Origin of the sequence: Cupriavidus sp. CuC1 (genome assembly GCF_044627735.1) — a bacterium.
GTDB lineage: Bacteria > Pseudomonadota > Gammaproteobacteria > Burkholderiales > Burkholderiaceae > Cupriavidus > Cupriavidus ulmosensis.
Genome location: NZ_JBIUHC010000070.1, coordinates 17,101 through 31,087 on the forward strand (window position 1 = coordinate 17,101; position 13,987 = coordinate 31,087).

General features: G+C 61.6%; 18 protein-coding genes. 11 read left to right on the top strand and 7 right to left on the bottom strand.

Annotated features, from left to right (window positions below):
• Window positions 1-8 precede the first annotated feature (8 nt).
• The 5 genes from ACGLHR_RS27165 to ACGLHR_RS27185 all read right to left on the bottom strand — a co-directional run bounded on the left by ACGLHR_RS27165 (window position 9) and on the right by ACGLHR_RS27185 (window position 3,144).
• Window positions 9-599: a phospholipase D family protein gene (locus ACGLHR_RS27165; RefSeq protein WP_400097284.1), complete on the bottom strand. Its 591-nt coding sequence runs from the start codon at window positions 597-599 to the stop codon at window positions 9-11.
• A gap of 113 nt (window positions 600-712) precedes the next feature.
• Window positions 713-1,090, bottom strand: coding sequence for a hypothetical protein (locus ACGLHR_RS27170; RefSeq protein WP_400097286.1), 378 nt, complete (start codon window positions 1,088-1,090; stop codon window positions 713-715).
• Between the two features lie 17 nt (window positions 1,091-1,107).
• A complete protein-coding gene (locus ACGLHR_RS27175) occupies window positions 1,108-1,251 on the bottom strand; it encodes a hypothetical protein (RefSeq protein ID WP_400097288.1) in 144 nt (47 codons plus the stop codon).
• A 305-nt stretch (window positions 1,252-1,556) separates the two neighbouring features.
• Window positions 1,557-2,102 (bottom strand): 1-acyl-sn-glycerol-3-phosphate acyltransferase, encoded by a 546-nt coding sequence (locus ACGLHR_RS27180; protein ID WP_400097290.1) that lies wholly within the window; start codon window positions 2,100-2,102, stop codon window positions 1,557-1,559.
• Window positions 2,103-2,112: 10 nt separating this feature from the next.
• Window positions 2,113-3,144 carry a hypothetical protein gene (locus tag ACGLHR_RS27185; protein WP_400097292.1) on the bottom strand — a complete coding sequence of 344 codons (1,032 nt, stop codon included), beginning with the start codon at window positions 3,142-3,144 and terminating at the stop codon, window positions 2,113-2,115.
• 203 nt (window positions 3,145-3,347) lie between these two features.
• On the opposite strand from ACGLHR_RS27185, the gene ACGLHR_RS27190 reads away from it, so the two are divergent.
• Both ACGLHR_RS27190 and ACGLHR_RS27195 read left to right on the top strand, forming a co-directional pair.
• Window positions 3,348-3,926: a YcbK family protein gene (locus tag ACGLHR_RS27190; protein ID WP_400097293.1), complete on the top strand. Its 579-nt coding sequence runs from the start codon at window positions 3,348-3,350 to the stop codon at window positions 3,924-3,926.
• Window positions 3,927-4,238: 312 nt separating this feature from the next.
• Window positions 4,239-4,541, top strand: a complete 303-nt coding sequence (locus ACGLHR_RS27195; RefSeq protein WP_400097295.1) for a hypothetical protein — start codon at window positions 4,239-4,241, stop codon at window positions 4,539-4,541.
• A gap of 200 nt (window positions 4,542-4,741) precedes the next feature.
• Here the strand turns inward: ACGLHR_RS27195 and ACGLHR_RS27200 are convergent, their stop codons facing one another.
• Together ACGLHR_RS27200 and ACGLHR_RS27205 are read right to left on the bottom strand one after the other, a co-directional pair.
• Window positions 4,742-5,221: a hypothetical protein gene (locus ACGLHR_RS27200; protein WP_400097297.1), complete on the bottom strand. Its 480-nt coding sequence runs from the start codon at window positions 5,219-5,221 to the stop codon at window positions 4,742-4,744.
• 152 nt (window positions 5,222-5,373) lie between these two features.
• Entirely contained in the window at window positions 5,374-6,852 is a 1,479-nt protein-coding gene (locus tag ACGLHR_RS27205) for a UvrD-helicase domain-containing protein (protein ID WP_400097299.1), read from the bottom strand.
• 158 nt (window positions 6,853-7,010) lie between these two features.
• Here ACGLHR_RS27205 and ACGLHR_RS27210 point away from each other — a divergent pair, with 158 nt between their 5' ends.
• The 9 genes from ACGLHR_RS27210 (at window position 7,011) to ACGLHR_RS27250 (ending at window position 13,987) form a co-directional block, all read left to right on the top strand.
• Complete coding sequence (locus ACGLHR_RS27210) at window positions 7,011-7,445, top strand: hypothetical protein (protein WP_400097300.1); 435 nt, start codon at window positions 7,011-7,013, stop codon at window positions 7,443-7,445.
• Window positions 7,446-7,460: 15 nt separating this feature from the next.
• Window positions 7,461-7,796, top strand: a complete 336-nt coding sequence (locus tag ACGLHR_RS27215; protein WP_400097302.1) for a hypothetical protein — start codon at window positions 7,461-7,463, stop codon at window positions 7,794-7,796.
• Window positions 7,797-7,937: 141 nt separating this feature from the next.
• Window positions 7,938-8,909, top strand: coding sequence for a DUF932 domain-containing protein (locus ACGLHR_RS27220; protein ID WP_400097304.1), 972 nt, complete (start codon window positions 7,938-7,940; stop codon window positions 8,907-8,909).
• A 58-nt stretch (window positions 8,910-8,967) separates the two neighbouring features.
• The gene (locus tag ACGLHR_RS27225; protein WP_400097306.1) at window positions 8,968-9,357 is read left to right on the top strand and encodes a hypothetical protein; all 390 of its coding nucleotides are present in this window, start codon (window positions 8,968-8,970) and stop codon (window positions 9,355-9,357) included.
• 187 nt (window positions 9,358-9,544) lie between these two features.
• On the top strand, window positions 9,545-11,281 hold the full coding sequence (locus tag ACGLHR_RS27230; RefSeq protein WP_400097308.1) for a PRTRC system ParB family protein: 1,737 nt from the start codon (window positions 9,545-9,547) through the stop codon (window positions 11,279-11,281).
• A gap of 38 nt (window positions 11,282-11,319) precedes the next feature.
• On the top strand, window positions 11,320-11,796 hold the full coding sequence (locus ACGLHR_RS27235) for a PRTRC system protein E (protein ID WP_400097310.1): 477 nt from the start codon (window positions 11,320-11,322) through the stop codon (window positions 11,794-11,796).
• Window positions 11,797-11,809: 13 nt separating this feature from the next.
• On the top strand, window positions 11,810-12,019 hold the full coding sequence (locus tag ACGLHR_RS27240; protein WP_253932986.1) for a PRTRC system protein C: 210 nt from the start codon (window positions 11,810-11,812) through the stop codon (window positions 12,017-12,019).
• Between the two features lie 100 nt (window positions 12,020-12,119).
• A complete protein-coding gene (locus ACGLHR_RS27245) occupies window positions 12,120-13,268 on the top strand; it encodes a PRTRC system protein F (protein ID WP_400097312.1) in 1,149 nt (382 codons plus the stop codon).
• Window positions 13,265-13,987 carry a PRTRC system protein B gene (locus ACGLHR_RS27250; protein ID WP_400097313.1) on the top strand — a complete coding sequence of 241 codons (723 nt, stop codon included), beginning with the start codon at window positions 13,265-13,267 and terminating at the stop codon, window positions 13,985-13,987. Before ACGLHR_RS27245 ends, ACGLHR_RS27250 begins: the two co-directional genes overlap by 4 nt.

A 13,987-nucleotide genomic window follows, 5' to 3' on the forward strand; every position in this document is an offset into this window, starting at 1 on the left:
CTTCCGTCCTAGTAAGGTGGCTGGTAGGGGACGCCGGCGTTAAAGCGGCTTTGCCAATGCCGCAGATAGCGACGTGCGAGATCTGGCCGGTCCCAGATCACCAGGACGTTCTCGCTGTTCCTGCGGGCCGCAGCATCGCTGTAATTGAAGCTACCCGTCTCCACCGTACGACCGTCGACGCACACGAACTTGTCGTGATGGATGGCGTATGTGCTGATGGTTCGCACCGGAATGCCAGCGGTCACCAACGCGCTGAGGGCGGCAGCGGCCTTTCCGCTGCGGTCGTCGACCAGGTTGTTGCGCTGGTCGACCACCACCTGCACATCCACGCCGCGTCGCCTGGCTTCCAGCAGCGCTTTCGTGACCGGTGCTGAGGTGAAGCTGTAGGCCGACACGCGGATCGACTGCTTGGCCGAACCGATGACCTTGAGCACGAGATCCAGCGCGCCGGCGTCAGGGGAAAATGCGGCCTCGATATCGGTCGAGGCTGCGGTGATTGCGGAGGCCGCTTCGGGAAGACTGAAGCTGAACGCGTACCCGATGGCCGGCAGCAGGGCTGCAGTAGCCAGGGCGGCCGCTGCAATGTGGTGTTTGCGCATAGAATTCCTTCGGCATAGCGACGGCTGGAGGGTGTGTCCCATTCTTGCCCTGCGACGCGAGGCGGCCGGCTCAAATGGGAGCCGAAAAGAGACGGGATTCGGCTGACCGTGGACTACTTCCGGGGCGCCTGGAAGTCGTCGTAGTGCTGGTTGCCCATGTCGTGAAAAGTCCAGGACAGCAGGAACACCAGGATCGACAGGATGATGCCCAGCGCCCAGGACTCCATCGCGTAGCCGACATAGGCGCCCACGAGGGCGTACAGAAGTGTGGCGACGCAACTCACGACTCTGCGCGCCCGTTGGCTGGACAGCACCAGGAAGCCCAGCAGGGCTGCTAGGGCGAGGCCGGCATATGGGTTCATTCCTTTCATGATGAAAAAGGTGGCGAGGAACAGGCCGGCGGTCATGCACTCGAAAAACACGAGCGACGACCAGGACTGGTTTGCCTCCTTCTGAATGGTCGCGCGTCGGATATCAGTTTGGCGGATCATTTCGGTCCCTCGCTTGTTTACCCAATATTGAGACGGGAGAGCGCTGCCAGGGCCGCCACCGCGATCAAAGCACCAAGGCCAACTGCAATTCGCACGGTGGCCGGGCAGGCTTCGGTTTCGTTCCAGGTGCAGCGCCGATTCGGCTTCTTGAACAGCTTCATGATGTCTCCTCAGTATCTACTGGTAAGGTACTGCCGCATTTGCCTGGCGCAACTCCCTCGTTCGAAGGGAAGGGCTTGGCTGTCGCCTCACCGGAGGATTTCGATCTCGACCCATTCCGCCTCGCGCATCACGCCTTCGCAAATGCTGCCCTCGACCAGATGGCGGCGTGGATAGCGAAAGGTCCCATCGCCGCGTCCTCGGCCAGGGATCCTTCCGGCGGAAAGATGACCGCATACGACGCATCGAAACCGCGTGACCGGTTCTCCCGGGCGGACAATCCCGCCGTGCGAGGGTGCGGGCCGCCTCAACGGACCGGCTCCAGATGGCGGCCAAAGGTCAAGGTGATCGCTGGCCACCATTGCTTGCCTGCCTTGGCGAACAGGCGGCTCTGTTCGGCACCCCGGATTTGGACGTAGACGATCGGGGCGCCTGTGCGCTGGGAAAGCCAGGCGACACCGGGCCGAGCTGGCAAAGGGGCGGCGCCCGTCCCGATCGCGCCCTCGGGAAACAGCATCACGGCCTGATCCCGATTCAGCCGCTGCGAGAGGGTGCGCATTGAGTACGGGGAGTTGCGATCCAATGGGACCACGTCGCCGAACCCCATGCGCGCGAGCGCCCGCATGCCGGCCATGGCGAACCTAGAATGCCGCGCATAGTCGGGATCGACGCCGAACATGAGCGGTACCGGGCTGGCCAGGGCAACCAGGACGCCGTCCAGCAGACTGACGTGGTTGGCGACCACGATGACGCGGCCACCCCGCAAGCGCGTGACGACACTGTCTTCCAGCTCGACATTGACGCGAAATGCGGCCAAGACGGTGGTGCGAAGTATCTGGCGGAACGCTCTCATAGGTTCGGACTCAGTTGTGGCACGGAGTGTCGTAGCCGCCGGAAGCGAGTGCCCAGCCGTCGTACGAATCCTCCCGTTTGCCGGGGCGCCCGCCAAGGCATGCCATGGCGGGAAGGAACTGGACCGCCTCGCTCTTGCGGACGATGCGTTCCCAGTGCAGTACCACCGCATCCGACGCCCAGGCATCCTCGACCGCATAGAGAGCGATCGGCCCGCCGTTGCCCTCGTTCGTGAGCCGGCGCGCATTCAGACTGGCCAATCGCTTGAGGACCAGCACCATCTCGATGATTTGGCGGCGAGTCTTCTTGGTCGGAACCAGATCGATGGCGACTTGGATCGGATCGACTCCATTGCGCAAGGGCCGGCCGATCATCGCCAGGCTCAGTACGACCTGGAAAGCCGTGAAAGGCGAATGGCACAGTGTCCGCGGTGGCGGCAGGACTGCCATCGTGAGCCGAGACGAGGCCTCGGAGGGGACGCTTGGGTCAGACCAGGCCATCATGCAGATCTGGCGGCGCCACTGCTCGCGCGTCAGAGCCGGGGCCAATTGCCGACTGCTCTCGCCTTGCAGGATTCGGACAACCCGGGCTGTGGTGAGCTCGCCCTTCGCGGTGTTCGCTCGCGCGGATGTGACTGCCAGGTTGCCGGGGGCATAGCCGGCACCGTTGTAGATGCGATCGACCGACCAAGTGGTATCGCTGGCCGACGAATGCTCCAATGTGACGCGCGTCACCGGGCAGTAGGGGAGGTCGATCGTGCGCAGGTAGTCCGGGGTAATGCGGTCATCGAAATGCCGCAGGCGGCGCCAGGCATTGACGCGCAGCTGCAGCCATTTGCGCACGTACCGATCGCCGCGCGGCCGGCTGAGCAGGAACTTCTGACTGCCATACCGGTGGCCTTGGAAGATTTGCGGGGGCAGCGCCTCGGCGGCCTCTCGGACACTCGACGGAAGGTGCAGGCCGTAGCGGGCATAGTCGTAGCCGATATCGAAGCCGAGCTTCGGATCCAGCACGGTGGATTCTATGGTGCAGGAAGACTCCATGATCACGCTCCATTTGCATTGCAGATAGAGCCATCATCGCGCGCGATTTTTTGGTCGCAACTTACAAATCCAGCGGGAAATAGCTTTAGATTCCAGACGTGCCGCGGCGGTGCCGAAAGCGATTGCTTTTCCATTCGTACTCCAACCGCCGGGGTTGCCAATCACCACGATTATCGAGTCAACGAAACTCAGCAGTTTGCCCCATGCTACTCAACCTAAAGGGCGACGTTCTACTGCCGTCGCGGCGGCGGTTCCTGCAACAGAGTGCTGCGGCAGTAGCTAGTCTCGCGCTGCCAGTTCCGGGATGGAGCGGGGACTTCTGGTCCCAGCCGCGCGAGCTATGGCTGGTACGTGCGAAGACACGGACTACGACAGAGGCGGTCAAGACAGTCTACTGGGCGGACGGCAGGCTCATTCCGGAGGGTTACATGGCCGTCTGCCAGCTCCTGCGCGACGTGCAACTCAACCTGGCGGTGCAAATCGACCCGGTAACGCTCGATATCCTCTGCGGCGTGTACGGTTGGCTACGTTACTTCGGCGTTGACGAGCCAGTTACGGTGCTCTCTGGCTACCGGCATCCGCAAACCAATGCGCGCACCGAGCGTGCGGCATTCAACAGCTTGCACATGCATGGGCAAGCTGTGGACATTCGGATTCCAGGTGTGTCGGCGAGCCGGGTCGCCCAGCTCGGACGCTACTTGTCCGCCGGTGGTGTCGGCTACTATCCGGCGAACGGATTCACGCATCTTGACCGTGGGAGGCTACGTGCGTGGGTCGGTTAGCCGGCCAAAATTGAGCAATAAATTGGCCGGATATCGACTTCTGCGCTATATAAATCAAAGGGTTAGCATAGATAAACGGTGCCCACGTGGGCAATTTCGTCGGGGCGGTCGCAGCGAATTGTCCCGGCGAATCAGCAGCACTTGGCCTTTGAGTCGATCAACATCTGTGCAAGAATTCCAGCAAGCCTCCCCGAGAGGCAGAAGGAACGAACGGACATCCGCCTGGCGGTTTCGGATTGGACCTCATTCCGAAGGCGCTCCGCGCCCATCTCCATTTCAATCGCCGTTCCACGGCAATGTCTGGAGATCACGATGCCCGCAATTTTTGACAAGGTTGAACGCAAAGCTATTCAAGCGGCTTCCGAAGGCAACACGTTTCGTCGCACCGATCGAGCTCAAGCCAGTGCCTATGCACGTTGGCCGCTGTTCGAGCCGGCGTTTTGGGGCAGTTTGACCAAGGCAGCGGAACAGCCCGAAGAAGCAGCCCGAGTAAAGGCCCTCGTAGAGCAAATGTTCGAAGCCGGAGCGGATGAATCGCCCACCGTGCTGCGCAACCTCGAAATGCTGTTCAAGCTCGCAACCGCGACCTCGCGTCGCGCACGCGTGCTGCACTGACAGCCACCGCAATCCGAAGTCCCGAAAGGGACTTCCAGAGAGCCACTCTGGAAGTCCCTTTTTCTCTTTTGGATTCTGCCGTCGCCGCCTTCCGCCGGCGACCGTAGGAATTCACAGCCTGTAGTCGTTCGGCGGCTCTTGCCGCAGACAGCGGACTAGTGCGTCTTGGATATTCTCCATCGAGGGCATTGCAGGGGCTCCTATGTCGGTTTGCATTGTTCAGGGTCGGTAGCTCGCCGGGCACCCTCACGTTTCGGTTGCGCTTTCTTCCTTGGCAGTCGTGCTAACGCCTGGAGGTGAGCCTCGAGCGCTGTGACCCCAAGGCGTTCGGCACGCAGCGGCAGGGGGATTCCTCCAACTACTTCGCTCAGGGTGCGATGGAGAAGGAAGGCGAGAACATCCGACTGCGGCCGTCCGAAGTATTGCGATAGACCCCGGAGCACATCGATATCCCGGTTTCCAGTACGGATTCTCAGATTGCCTTGTTCCTCATCCCCTTTTTCTTCCTTGATCAGCGCGGCGACGCGTCTGCATTCTGCCCTTCCGACGTTCAACGAAAAGCGGCGTTTTGCCTCATCGCCAACAGCGGCGGCGGACACTCGGCCAAGGGTGGCCTTTAGCGTCGCGATCTGAACTGGAGTGAGCCGCACTTGAATTGAGTTCCTCTGTTTCTTGACCATTTCTTCACTTCCTTCGCTCGAGCCATCGCCCGAACTTCTTACCCAAGTCCCAACCGGTGGGCACCGGAACTGTGTTTCTGTTTTTTGCCCCAAATTCCCTTCTGCGGTTCGGGGCGTGTACGCCGTTTTTTCGTCACTGTCGCTCTGTCTCGTCACCTCGCTTTTCGGTTATTGGATGTGTTGGCGCAATGCGGCACTCGCGGATTGCGCTGATCAGTAGCGCTGGCCTGACGACTAGACGATAGTTGGCACAACCAGTCGTGCAACATGCTGTTTGGGCGAAGCGAATGCACGGCGCGTGTGACCGCGACGTAGGCGAGGTTGGCTTCCTGCAGGTCCAGATCGTCATCCGCCAGGTCGGGGAAGTCGTCTGCCATGACGACCCGGGACAAGTCATGTCCCTTCGATTTATGGGCTGTTGTCAGTGTCCGATCGGCGGCCTGCCCCGCCGGCGCGAGGGAGCGCCGGATCGCGTGAATGAGGGCGGGAATATCGCCTCCATAGATACCGACCACCTTGATGAGCCGTTTCGTTTCGGGGTCTTCGGCGGCGTCGGCATAGCGCTCCATCTCTGCAAAGGAGCGGAACTGGCGCACGAGCGGGTCGCGGATCTGATCTGGGCACTCGATGAAGAGCCAATAGGCGTCGAGTACCTGGGCGAAGTTGTAGCCATCGATGCCGCCTACGAAGGCTAGGGACTCACCCGCCTGGACACCAGCGGCTGCTTGAGCAAACACCTCGGCATTCGTACGACATAGCCAGGCGTGAGGGCCGTACGGGTGGAAGTCTTGAATCTGGGTATCGGGCCCGCCACCCACGATGACGCGCTGTTCCCCGTAGAACTCCTGCAGCAGCTTCGTGGCGATGTCGGCAATCTGTGGCCCGAAGCGGAAGCTGCGGCTCAGATGGTAGACCCGAGACGCCGTGGCTGGGGCCATGGCGTTGACGCTGCCCCGGTACTGATAGATGCTCTGGTAGGGGTCGCCGACGATGATCTTCGGCTGGCTCTGGTGGCGGAACAGCGAGAACGTGGCCGGGTTGCTGTCCTGTCCTTCGTCCAGCATGACGAAGTCGTAGGGAAGGGTCGGGCGGGAGAGCTGAAATAACTTCAGGTACCCGTCATGCACCATTGGCGCGTCATCCCGCGGGTCTGCCATCCGTTGCCACAGGCTCTTGGCGACCGCAGCGACGTGGGTCCTTCGCTCCGCCGTAAGCGAGAGGTCGCCACCGGCTGGTGCGAGCTGCGGAAACGCGTCGTGGTTAGAGCAGATGTAGCCGTTTACGCACTCGACCACTTCGCGTCCCAGCTTCCAGTCGTCGCCCAGGCCCATAAGCCTCATCGCGTCTCCGACGCGCAGGTTCGCGACCAGCTTGTGGGTGTAGCGACTGCCGAACCGCGGATAGGCCAGGGCGTGCACCGTCTTGCAGGTGGTGTTAGGAGGAAAGGTGTCGCGGGCAGCGATGGCAGCGGCCCGGTTATAGGCCAGATAGAGTCCGCGCTTTCTCGGGTGCGCCGCAGCCTTGAGCCGCAACGTCGTGGTCTTCGCCCCGCCGGCGAAGGCGATCACCATCATCAGGTCGCTATCCAGTGGATCCGCGATGATGGTTTCCTGTTCTTCCGTCAATTGCATCACTTTGATTCCTGGCGGCTCCTCGCGAGTGCGACCGCAAATTCCGATTCATTTTCTGGGTGTTTCTCTTGCACGCCACCCCGAAAACGATGCAGAATTGAACCAGTTACCCCTTTTCAAATCGCCGCAGCAGCGGCAGGTACCGGAAAGGGGGTGAAATGACAGAACTAGCAGTAGGCAGGGGATATATGCGTCTGCTCGGGAAGCTTCAACCCGAGCGCGAGTGCGACGAACCCGTGCATATTGCGCGGATCATTTCGCCCACTTGCCGGACACAAGACGAGCTTGGCCTGATCTATCCCGATGGCGCATTGCAGCGCCGGGATTTGGCCCGCGCACTCCCCGTATTCGACCACCGTGATTTCATCGCGCGTACGTTTTTGCGATATCACGCGCGCTTTTTTGATAGCGAAGGTCGCATCCATCAATTCCATAAGGCCACTCCCGATTCGTTCGTACTTTACGGCACGATCGTCACGGACGGCGCCAATCGTCTCGTCGACTTCTGCGTGCAGTCCGGCAGTCGCCTTGAATACAGCAGACAGCTCATCCGCAGCGTGATCGCCGCCCTGTGCGTTGGCGAGACACAGTAAGGAAAACCAACAATCATGAGAATGCACCTAGACGATCAGGGTGGGGTGGATCTCGCCCTGCCCGAAGAGAGGCCCGAAGCGGCAGGTGTCAGCCCGTCTCGGGGACGCAAGTCCAAGAAGCAGCACAGCCTGTTGATTGCCGGCTTCCGCACCCTGGATATCGAGCTCGCGCTCATTCAGCGGGGCAACACGTTCTTGGTCCGCAAGTGCTGCGTTCAGCCGTATGCGGAACAGGCCCGTACTCCGGTACCGGACAAAGACACGGGTATAGCAGCGCTCGTCAGCGAGTTGGCCACTGCCGGCATCACCGGTCCGTTGGCCCGCATGCGCTGCGCGCGCTTCGGGTTCTAAGGCCTCTTCCCACAACGTCGTGAAGCCCCTCGGGGCTTCCGTTTGCGCCATACAAGCGGCGTAGACGGAAGGTCCGATACCTCCTGGTTTTTGTTGCGGCATCCAGCCGCATTGTCACAAACGCCACCCAGGAGATTCCAAATGGCTCACGAACTACAACTCTCTCTCGACGGCACGGCTTCCATGGCCTACGTCGGTGCAATGCCGTGGCATGGCCTCGGCCAAAAGCTTACCGAGAACGCGACGATCGAGGACTGGCGCCGCGAAGCCAAGCTGGATTGGCACCTGCACCGCAGCACGGTGCAGTTCATGAACGGCCAGATGCACGACTTCCCGGAACATCACGTGCTCTACCGCAGCGACAGCAATGCGCCGCTGGCGGTGGTTTCCGATCGCTACAAGGTCGTCCAGCCGGGCGAGGTCCTGGAGTTCTTCCGCGACCTGGTCGCGCACTCGGGCTTCACGCTTGAGACCGCGGGCAGCCTGAAGGGCGGGCGCCGAATCTGGGCGCTGGCCAGGACGGGATTCGACGCGGAAGTGGTCGACAACGATCCGGTGAAGAACTACCTGCTGCTGGCCACATCTTGCGATGGCTCGCTCGCGACAACCGCGCAATTCACTTCGGTTCGCGTGGTCTGCAACAACACCCTGCACCTGAGCCTGCATGGCGCGCAAGCCGCGCTGGCCAGCGCCTCGGTGATCAAGGTGCGCCACAACACCGAGTTCGATCCGACCGCGGTGCAGGACCAGCTCGGCCTGATCGGCCAGAAGGTCTTCGGAAGTTTCATCGACCGCATGAAGAACTTGTCGCAGAAGCCGGTCTCGGCCGCACAGGCTGACGCCGTGCTGCAGTCCCTGATGAGTTCGATTGCAACCCCGGATGTCACGAAGTCGCGAGGCTACAAGACCGTCATGGGGCTATTCAACGGCGCCGGCAAGGGCGCCGGGTTGGACGGTGTCAGGGGTACGGCATGGGGGCTGCTCAACGCAGTCACCGAGTACCACGATTTCCATATCCGCGCACGCGGTCAGGACAATCGCCTGAACTCCGCTTGGTTCGGCATTGGTGCCAACGCCAAGGAAAAGGCGCTTCAAGCGCTGGAAGCGCTGTAAGTCGTTACCGCCGCCGCCAGCCATCTGGCTGGCGCGGCGCCACACCTGGAGAATTGCCATGAGCCAACATCACTTTGAAACAGTCCACGGGACCAACCGCGTCGACGTTGTTCTCGGCTGGGACCGGCCGCTGCACCACTTCTTTCTGTGGGTGGAGCGTCTGAACGTTCCCTGCAATGCGCCGCCGGCACCAGAGTTGGCCTTTGCCGACATGGATGAGGGTTCGGATCCGTGCGATGGGTCTGAAGATCGATCGGAGGACTTCATCTATCACAACCTGGACGACACCGCCTCGATGGGTGCCGGCCTCTCTTACTTCCGCAAGAAGCTCGCCGCACTGGGCGTGACCGTGCCGGAGACCATGTTCACCCAGGTCCTGCGCGACAAGGCGCTCAACATCGGCAACCGCCATGTGGTCTATCAAGCCGATGGCTCTTTCGAAGGGTAGACGGTGTGACTGGTCTTCCCACGACTTTGAAAGCTCGGCACTGCGCCGCGTTTTCGGACTGCTGAGGCAGTCCAAAGATGCACGGCATCTCAGTATTTTTTTCATCGCCGCTGGAGCGGCACTTTAAGCCCACGAGGGAACCACATCCTCAAGGGATGGGTTCACCTCTAAATCAGGAGAGCCCAACATGCAAGTTCCTGCAATACTCGAAGTCACTCCTGTCCCCCAGGAGACACCAGAAAGCCTCGCATCCCCGACCCTGCCGATGAGTCGCATACGGCCGGGGCGCTACAACCCACGCCGGCATTTCGATCCGAAAACGATGGCGGAACTCGTCGCTGGCATTCGTGCCGCGGGCGGCGTTATGCAGCCGATTGTCATCCGGCCAGTGGAAGACGGGTACTACGAAATCATTGCCGGCGAGCGGCGCTATCGCGCCGCCATGGAAGTCTATGGCATGGAATACAACATGCCGATCATGGTCAAGGATGTCGACGATGAGACGGCCGAGGCGATGGCGATCATTGAAAACGTCGCCCGCGACGACATGGCGCCGTCTGAAGAGGCGGTCGCTGCCGCCAGGATGGTCGGCAAACTCAAAGGCGACCGGGAGGAGGCCGCGCGCATATTCGGCTGGTCCCGCGCGCTGCTCGACAAACGCCTGGCACTCATGAACTGTAGCAATGAGGTGCTCAATGCCCTCAATGAGCGCAAGATCCAGCTGGGTCACGCCGAGCTGCTCGCCGCCCTTGCCAAGGACAAGCAGGACAAGTTCCTGCCTGTCATCGTCTCCGAGTCGAAGACGGTTGCCGAGTTGAAGAAGGCAATTGAGACAGTGTCCTGCAGCCTGGCGAGCGCCATTTTCGACCAGACGGAGTGTGCAACGTGCCCGCACAATTCTGCGCTGCAGACGGAGATGTTCGGCGAATCCATCGCCACCGGTAACTGCACGAATCGCACGTGCTTCAACACCAAGAGCGAGGCGCAGCTGGCTACGATCGAGCAAGGCCTCAAGGATGAATTTCCGGCGGTTCGGATCGTGCGGACAGGCGACAAGTTCACCCGGATCCAACTGGTCGTTGGCGGGGCAACCGGGGTTGGTGAGGAGCAGGCCAAGGCCTGCCATGCTTGCCAGAATTTCGGTGCTGCCGTCAGCGGCCTGCCGGACTCGATGGGCAAGATCTACCGGGGTCAATGCTTCGACACGGCCTGCAACTCGCGCAAGGTAGCCGCGCGGATCGCAGCCGAGAAAGCCGCGGCGGTTCCTCCGCCGGCATCGAAGAAGGGCGGTAAGACGGGAACGGCAGCGGCGGCATCTGGCGCCGGCACTACCGCTGGCGCGACGCCGACGGAGAAGCCAGTCACGGCCGTCAGCGAGACCGACAAGGTGAAGAACTACCGCGTTGCCTTGTGGCGGAAGTTTCTGCGGCGCGAGGCTGCATCCGATCCTGCAGTGGCAAACCAGTACCTGCTTGCCATCGCGCTGGCGGGACAGGCGCGGACTATCGAGGGGACGCTGTTGCGCAAGTTGTACGAGCGCATCGTTCCCGACGAAACGTGCAGTGCCACTGATCTCGACAAGGCGCTCGACACCGCGGCCGCACTCACCGAAGTGCAACGGCAAAACCTGACCGTCGCGCTCACTGTCGCGGCCATAGAGGGGCTGGATGTGCCATCGCTGGTGCGCCTTTGCAAATACCAGAAGCTCGATCTGCGTCGGTACTGGAAGCTCTCCAAGGACTTCCTGGACCTACTGACGAAGTCGGAGATGAAGGTCGTTGCCAACGAGATCGGCCTGCTGGCCGCGCTCGGTGATAGCACCGCGAAAGTCTTCAACAAGCCGAAGCCCGAGCTGATCGAAGCCCTCCTGAAGGTGGAGAAGTTCGAGTACGAAGGCAAGGTACCGCGCGTGCTGCTGTTCTAAGGCACCGCTTTCCCCCAATTCTGAGAAAGGAAAATTCCATGTTCCAACAACTTGCAACCCTGCTTGGGTCGTGTGAGAAGCTTGTCCTGACGCTCGCCCTTAAGGGCGAACAGATGACGGTCTTCGTCGCGCCAACCGTCAAGGGTGGTACCGAGGCGGGTCTGAGCCTGCCGCTGGTCGTGACGGCCACGCCGGCAGAGCTGGATGCCGGATTCCTTGACGCGCTTGCCGGGTATACGACGTCACGCCGCTCGCTCAGCGAGCAAGTGGAGGCGACGACTGCTGTGCTTGATGCCGCCAAGACCGCGCAAACGCAGAAGGCCTCGAAGGCGATCGCCAACGCTGGCAAATCGAAGTCCAAGCCGCAGCTCCCGAATGAGGAGAGTGAAGGCGAAGATGAAGAAGAGTCCGCCGACACTTCCGAGGCGGAAGCGCCGGCAACTGCAGCTCCCGCCGGCGGCGGACATCCTCCGGAGTCCGAGGGAACGGACCTCGCCGCATTGCTCGACGATTAATAGGAGGCACACCATGGCCATCGAAGTGACGCGCCTTGTGCGCGAGTTCCTCTACAACGGCATGACGTTCGTCGATCCCGGCCCCGCGTTCAGTCCCGACGATGTGCGGGACCTGTACTCGGCGCAGTACCCGGAGCTGACCACCGCCAAGGTGGACGGCCCCGAGCACAAGGGGGAGACGGCAACTTACACCTTCGTCCGCGCTGCGGGCGCCAAGGGGTAGCCATGCGCCATCGGGACTTGATGAAAGCCCTGGCGGATCCCGACAGAGCATTCGATCAGCCGCCCGGGGCGATTTTTTTACAATCGAAGGAGATGCAAGCATGCTGCTCAGCCCTCGGCAAACTAGTGGCGGCGTCGATGGAGGCGTCGCCGCAATCCCGCAATTTCAGCGGCCTGCCGCTGCCGCAGATCGACCTGCCAATGGTTTTCTGACGCTGCCGGAAGTCTCGGCGGACGTCGCGGTCAGGGGCCAGGTACGTTTCCATACCCCCGAAGCCGTGACGGCGCTGGCGCGCGCGCAGTTTGATGCCGCGCCGCTTCGGGCGCGGGACATCAAGGCACCCAGCGGGATCGCCGATGCCTACGCGCAGGCGCTCTTCAAATGGTTCGGCCGGCAGCATCGGCCGTTCAAGTACCTCAATCTGACGTTCTCCATGATGGACGCGGATACCGTCCGGTCGGAGATTTCGCATCAATACGAGGCAGAGTCCTTTACTGGCGACGCCCCGCTGTACCTCGCGGTCAGCAGCGATGGTGAAGGGATCTTCGAACTGCACGCCCGCGCCGAGAAGTTCACGCGCGCGCACCCGCAACTGTTGGCCACCGCCTTGCGTCTCGTCCAAGCGGCGTCATGGCAGACCACGTGGATACGGACCCCGAGCGAGCTGCTCCATCACTTTTCCTATTTTCACTGGGATGGTGACGAGATGGCTTCCGATGACGACGCGCTGGAGCACCTGACCGAATGCCATGGCGGGGACAGCGAGACGCTGCAGGACTATCTGCCGTCGGTGGCGCGGGAAGAGCTGCGGCCTGCAGCCCTTTGCCTACCGACGAAAGGAGCGGGCCGACGCCCATCCCGTAGGAGTCTTGGACTCGACGTTGCAACACTGGAAATGCTGACCTGTCGGCGAGGTGTAGGGCGATTGTGCCGGGAGCTAATCCGGCTGCGCGACCTGGTTCGCCGCGGCCGCGAGCGGCACCTCTTCGACTACGCCTATCGGGGCAACCCGGTGTACTCCGCGGCGGCCATGGTCTGGCAGAACGACGACCGGATCCAGCAACTCTTCGACGACATCTACACGTTCGACTGGGAAGGCGGCGAAGCGACGATGCATATGGGCTTCATCCCGATTGCCCAAAAAGCGTCGGCCATCCGCCGCCAGTACGCCGATTGGCAACTTGCCCTTCAAACGCTGGCCAGCATTGATCGGGTGCTTGGCCACCTCACAATTTCGGATCCACTATGACAAAAATCGCAATGGGATCTGCCGGCGTGGAGATCAGTCTCACCAATGCCGTGCTTCTCTATAGCCAACAGGACGGACGCATTTCGTACGGAACCATCCACCCGATCCTGGCCGCCCCCAAGGGCGACAGGCCTACGATCGGCGCGGGTGTGCCGCTTGACCGGTTCGGCCTCGTGCAGTGCCTGCAATCTCTCGCCGAGAACGCGATCCCACAGGCGGAGTTTCTGCCTGCGACCGTGTTGTCCATTGGAGCGCATGCAGTGACCTGGTGGTGCCCGCCGTGCACGCGTCGCGTGTTCTTCCAGTGCAAGGAGCTTGGCAATCGCAGCAGCATCGTGCCGCACCCCGGGCTTGTGTTTCAGGCCGCTGTCGACGGATTCCGCGTGTTCGCCCTGCGGGACGAAGGCAGGCCGACGCCGAAGACGAAGCTCTACGAGCCTCCCTACTTCAACACCTGGGACGCCGGAGAGATCTGCGTCGGCTCCGCAAAGGTCCCTGCGAGGATCGGCGTGAGCGCGATTCGTGGCTGGGAGGATGCATTTTTCAACTCGGCCTTCACGCATCCCAACCACGGCGGCAAACGGGTTGCCTACAAGCGCGGCGTGTTCGCGTTCTGGAGAGACATGCTGGACGGCGCGTTCGGGAAGGCATACCCAAAGGACGTCCTCGTTCCCTTCAAACACACTCTCGGCGATCTGATCGCCAACGAGCTCACATAA

Coding starts and splice junctions, on each gene's coding strand:
- ACGLHR_RS27230 (WP_400097308.1), top strand. CDS start 9,545: ATGCAAGTTCCTGCAATACTCGAAGTCACTCCTGTCCCCCAGGAGACA.
- ACGLHR_RS27205 (WP_400097299.1), bottom strand. CDS start 6,852: ATGCAATTGACGGAAGAACAGGAAACCATCATCGCGGATCCACTGGAT.
- ACGLHR_RS27190 (WP_400097293.1), top strand. CDS start 3,348: ATGCTACTCAACCTAAAGGGCGACGTTCTACTGCCGTCGCGGCGGCGG.
- ACGLHR_RS27240 (WP_253932986.1), top strand. CDS start 11,810: ATGGCCATCGAAGTGACGCGCCTTGTGCGCGAGTTCCTCTACAACGGC.
- ACGLHR_RS27215 (WP_400097302.1), top strand. CDS start 7,461: ATGAGAATGCACCTAGACGATCAGGGTGGGGTGGATCTCGCCCTGCCC.
- ACGLHR_RS27175 (WP_400097288.1), bottom strand. CDS start 1,251: ATGAAGCTGTTCAAGAAGCCGAATCGGCGCTGCACCTGGAACGAAACC.
- ACGLHR_RS27210 (WP_400097300.1), top strand. CDS start 7,011: ATGACAGAACTAGCAGTAGGCAGGGGATATATGCGTCTGCTCGGGAAG.
- ACGLHR_RS27225 (WP_400097306.1), top strand. CDS start 8,968: ATGAGCCAACATCACTTTGAAACAGTCCACGGGACCAACCGCGTCGAC.
- ACGLHR_RS27195 (WP_400097295.1), top strand. CDS start 4,239: ATGCCCGCAATTTTTGACAAGGTTGAACGCAAAGCTATTCAAGCGGCT.
- ACGLHR_RS27165 (WP_400097284.1), bottom strand. CDS start 599: ATGCGCAAACACCACATTGCAGCGGCCGCCCTGGCTACTGCAGCCCTG.
- ACGLHR_RS27250 (WP_400097313.1), top strand. CDS start 13,265: ATGACAAAAATCGCAATGGGATCTGCCGGCGTGGAGATCAGTCTCACC.
- ACGLHR_RS27185 (WP_400097292.1), bottom strand. CDS start 3,144: ATGGAGTCTTCCTGCACCATAGAATCCACCGTGCTGGATCCGAAGCTC.
- ACGLHR_RS27245 (WP_400097312.1), top strand. CDS start 12,120: ATGCTGCTCAGCCCTCGGCAAACTAGTGGCGGCGTCGATGGAGGCGTC.
- ACGLHR_RS27200 (WP_400097297.1), bottom strand. CDS start 5,221: ATGGTCAAGAAACAGAGGAACTCAATTCAAGTGCGGCTCACTCCAGTT.
- ACGLHR_RS27170 (WP_400097286.1), bottom strand. CDS start 1,090: ATGATCCGCCAAACTGATATCCGACGCGCGACCATTCAGAAGGAGGCA.
- ACGLHR_RS27180 (WP_400097290.1), bottom strand. CDS start 2,102: ATGAGAGCGTTCCGCCAGATACTTCGCACCACCGTCTTGGCCGCATTT.
- ACGLHR_RS27235 (WP_400097310.1), top strand. CDS start 11,320: ATGTTCCAACAACTTGCAACCCTGCTTGGGTCGTGTGAGAAGCTTGTC.
- ACGLHR_RS27220 (WP_400097304.1), top strand. CDS start 7,938: ATGGCTCACGAACTACAACTCTCTCTCGACGGCACGGCTTCCATGGCC.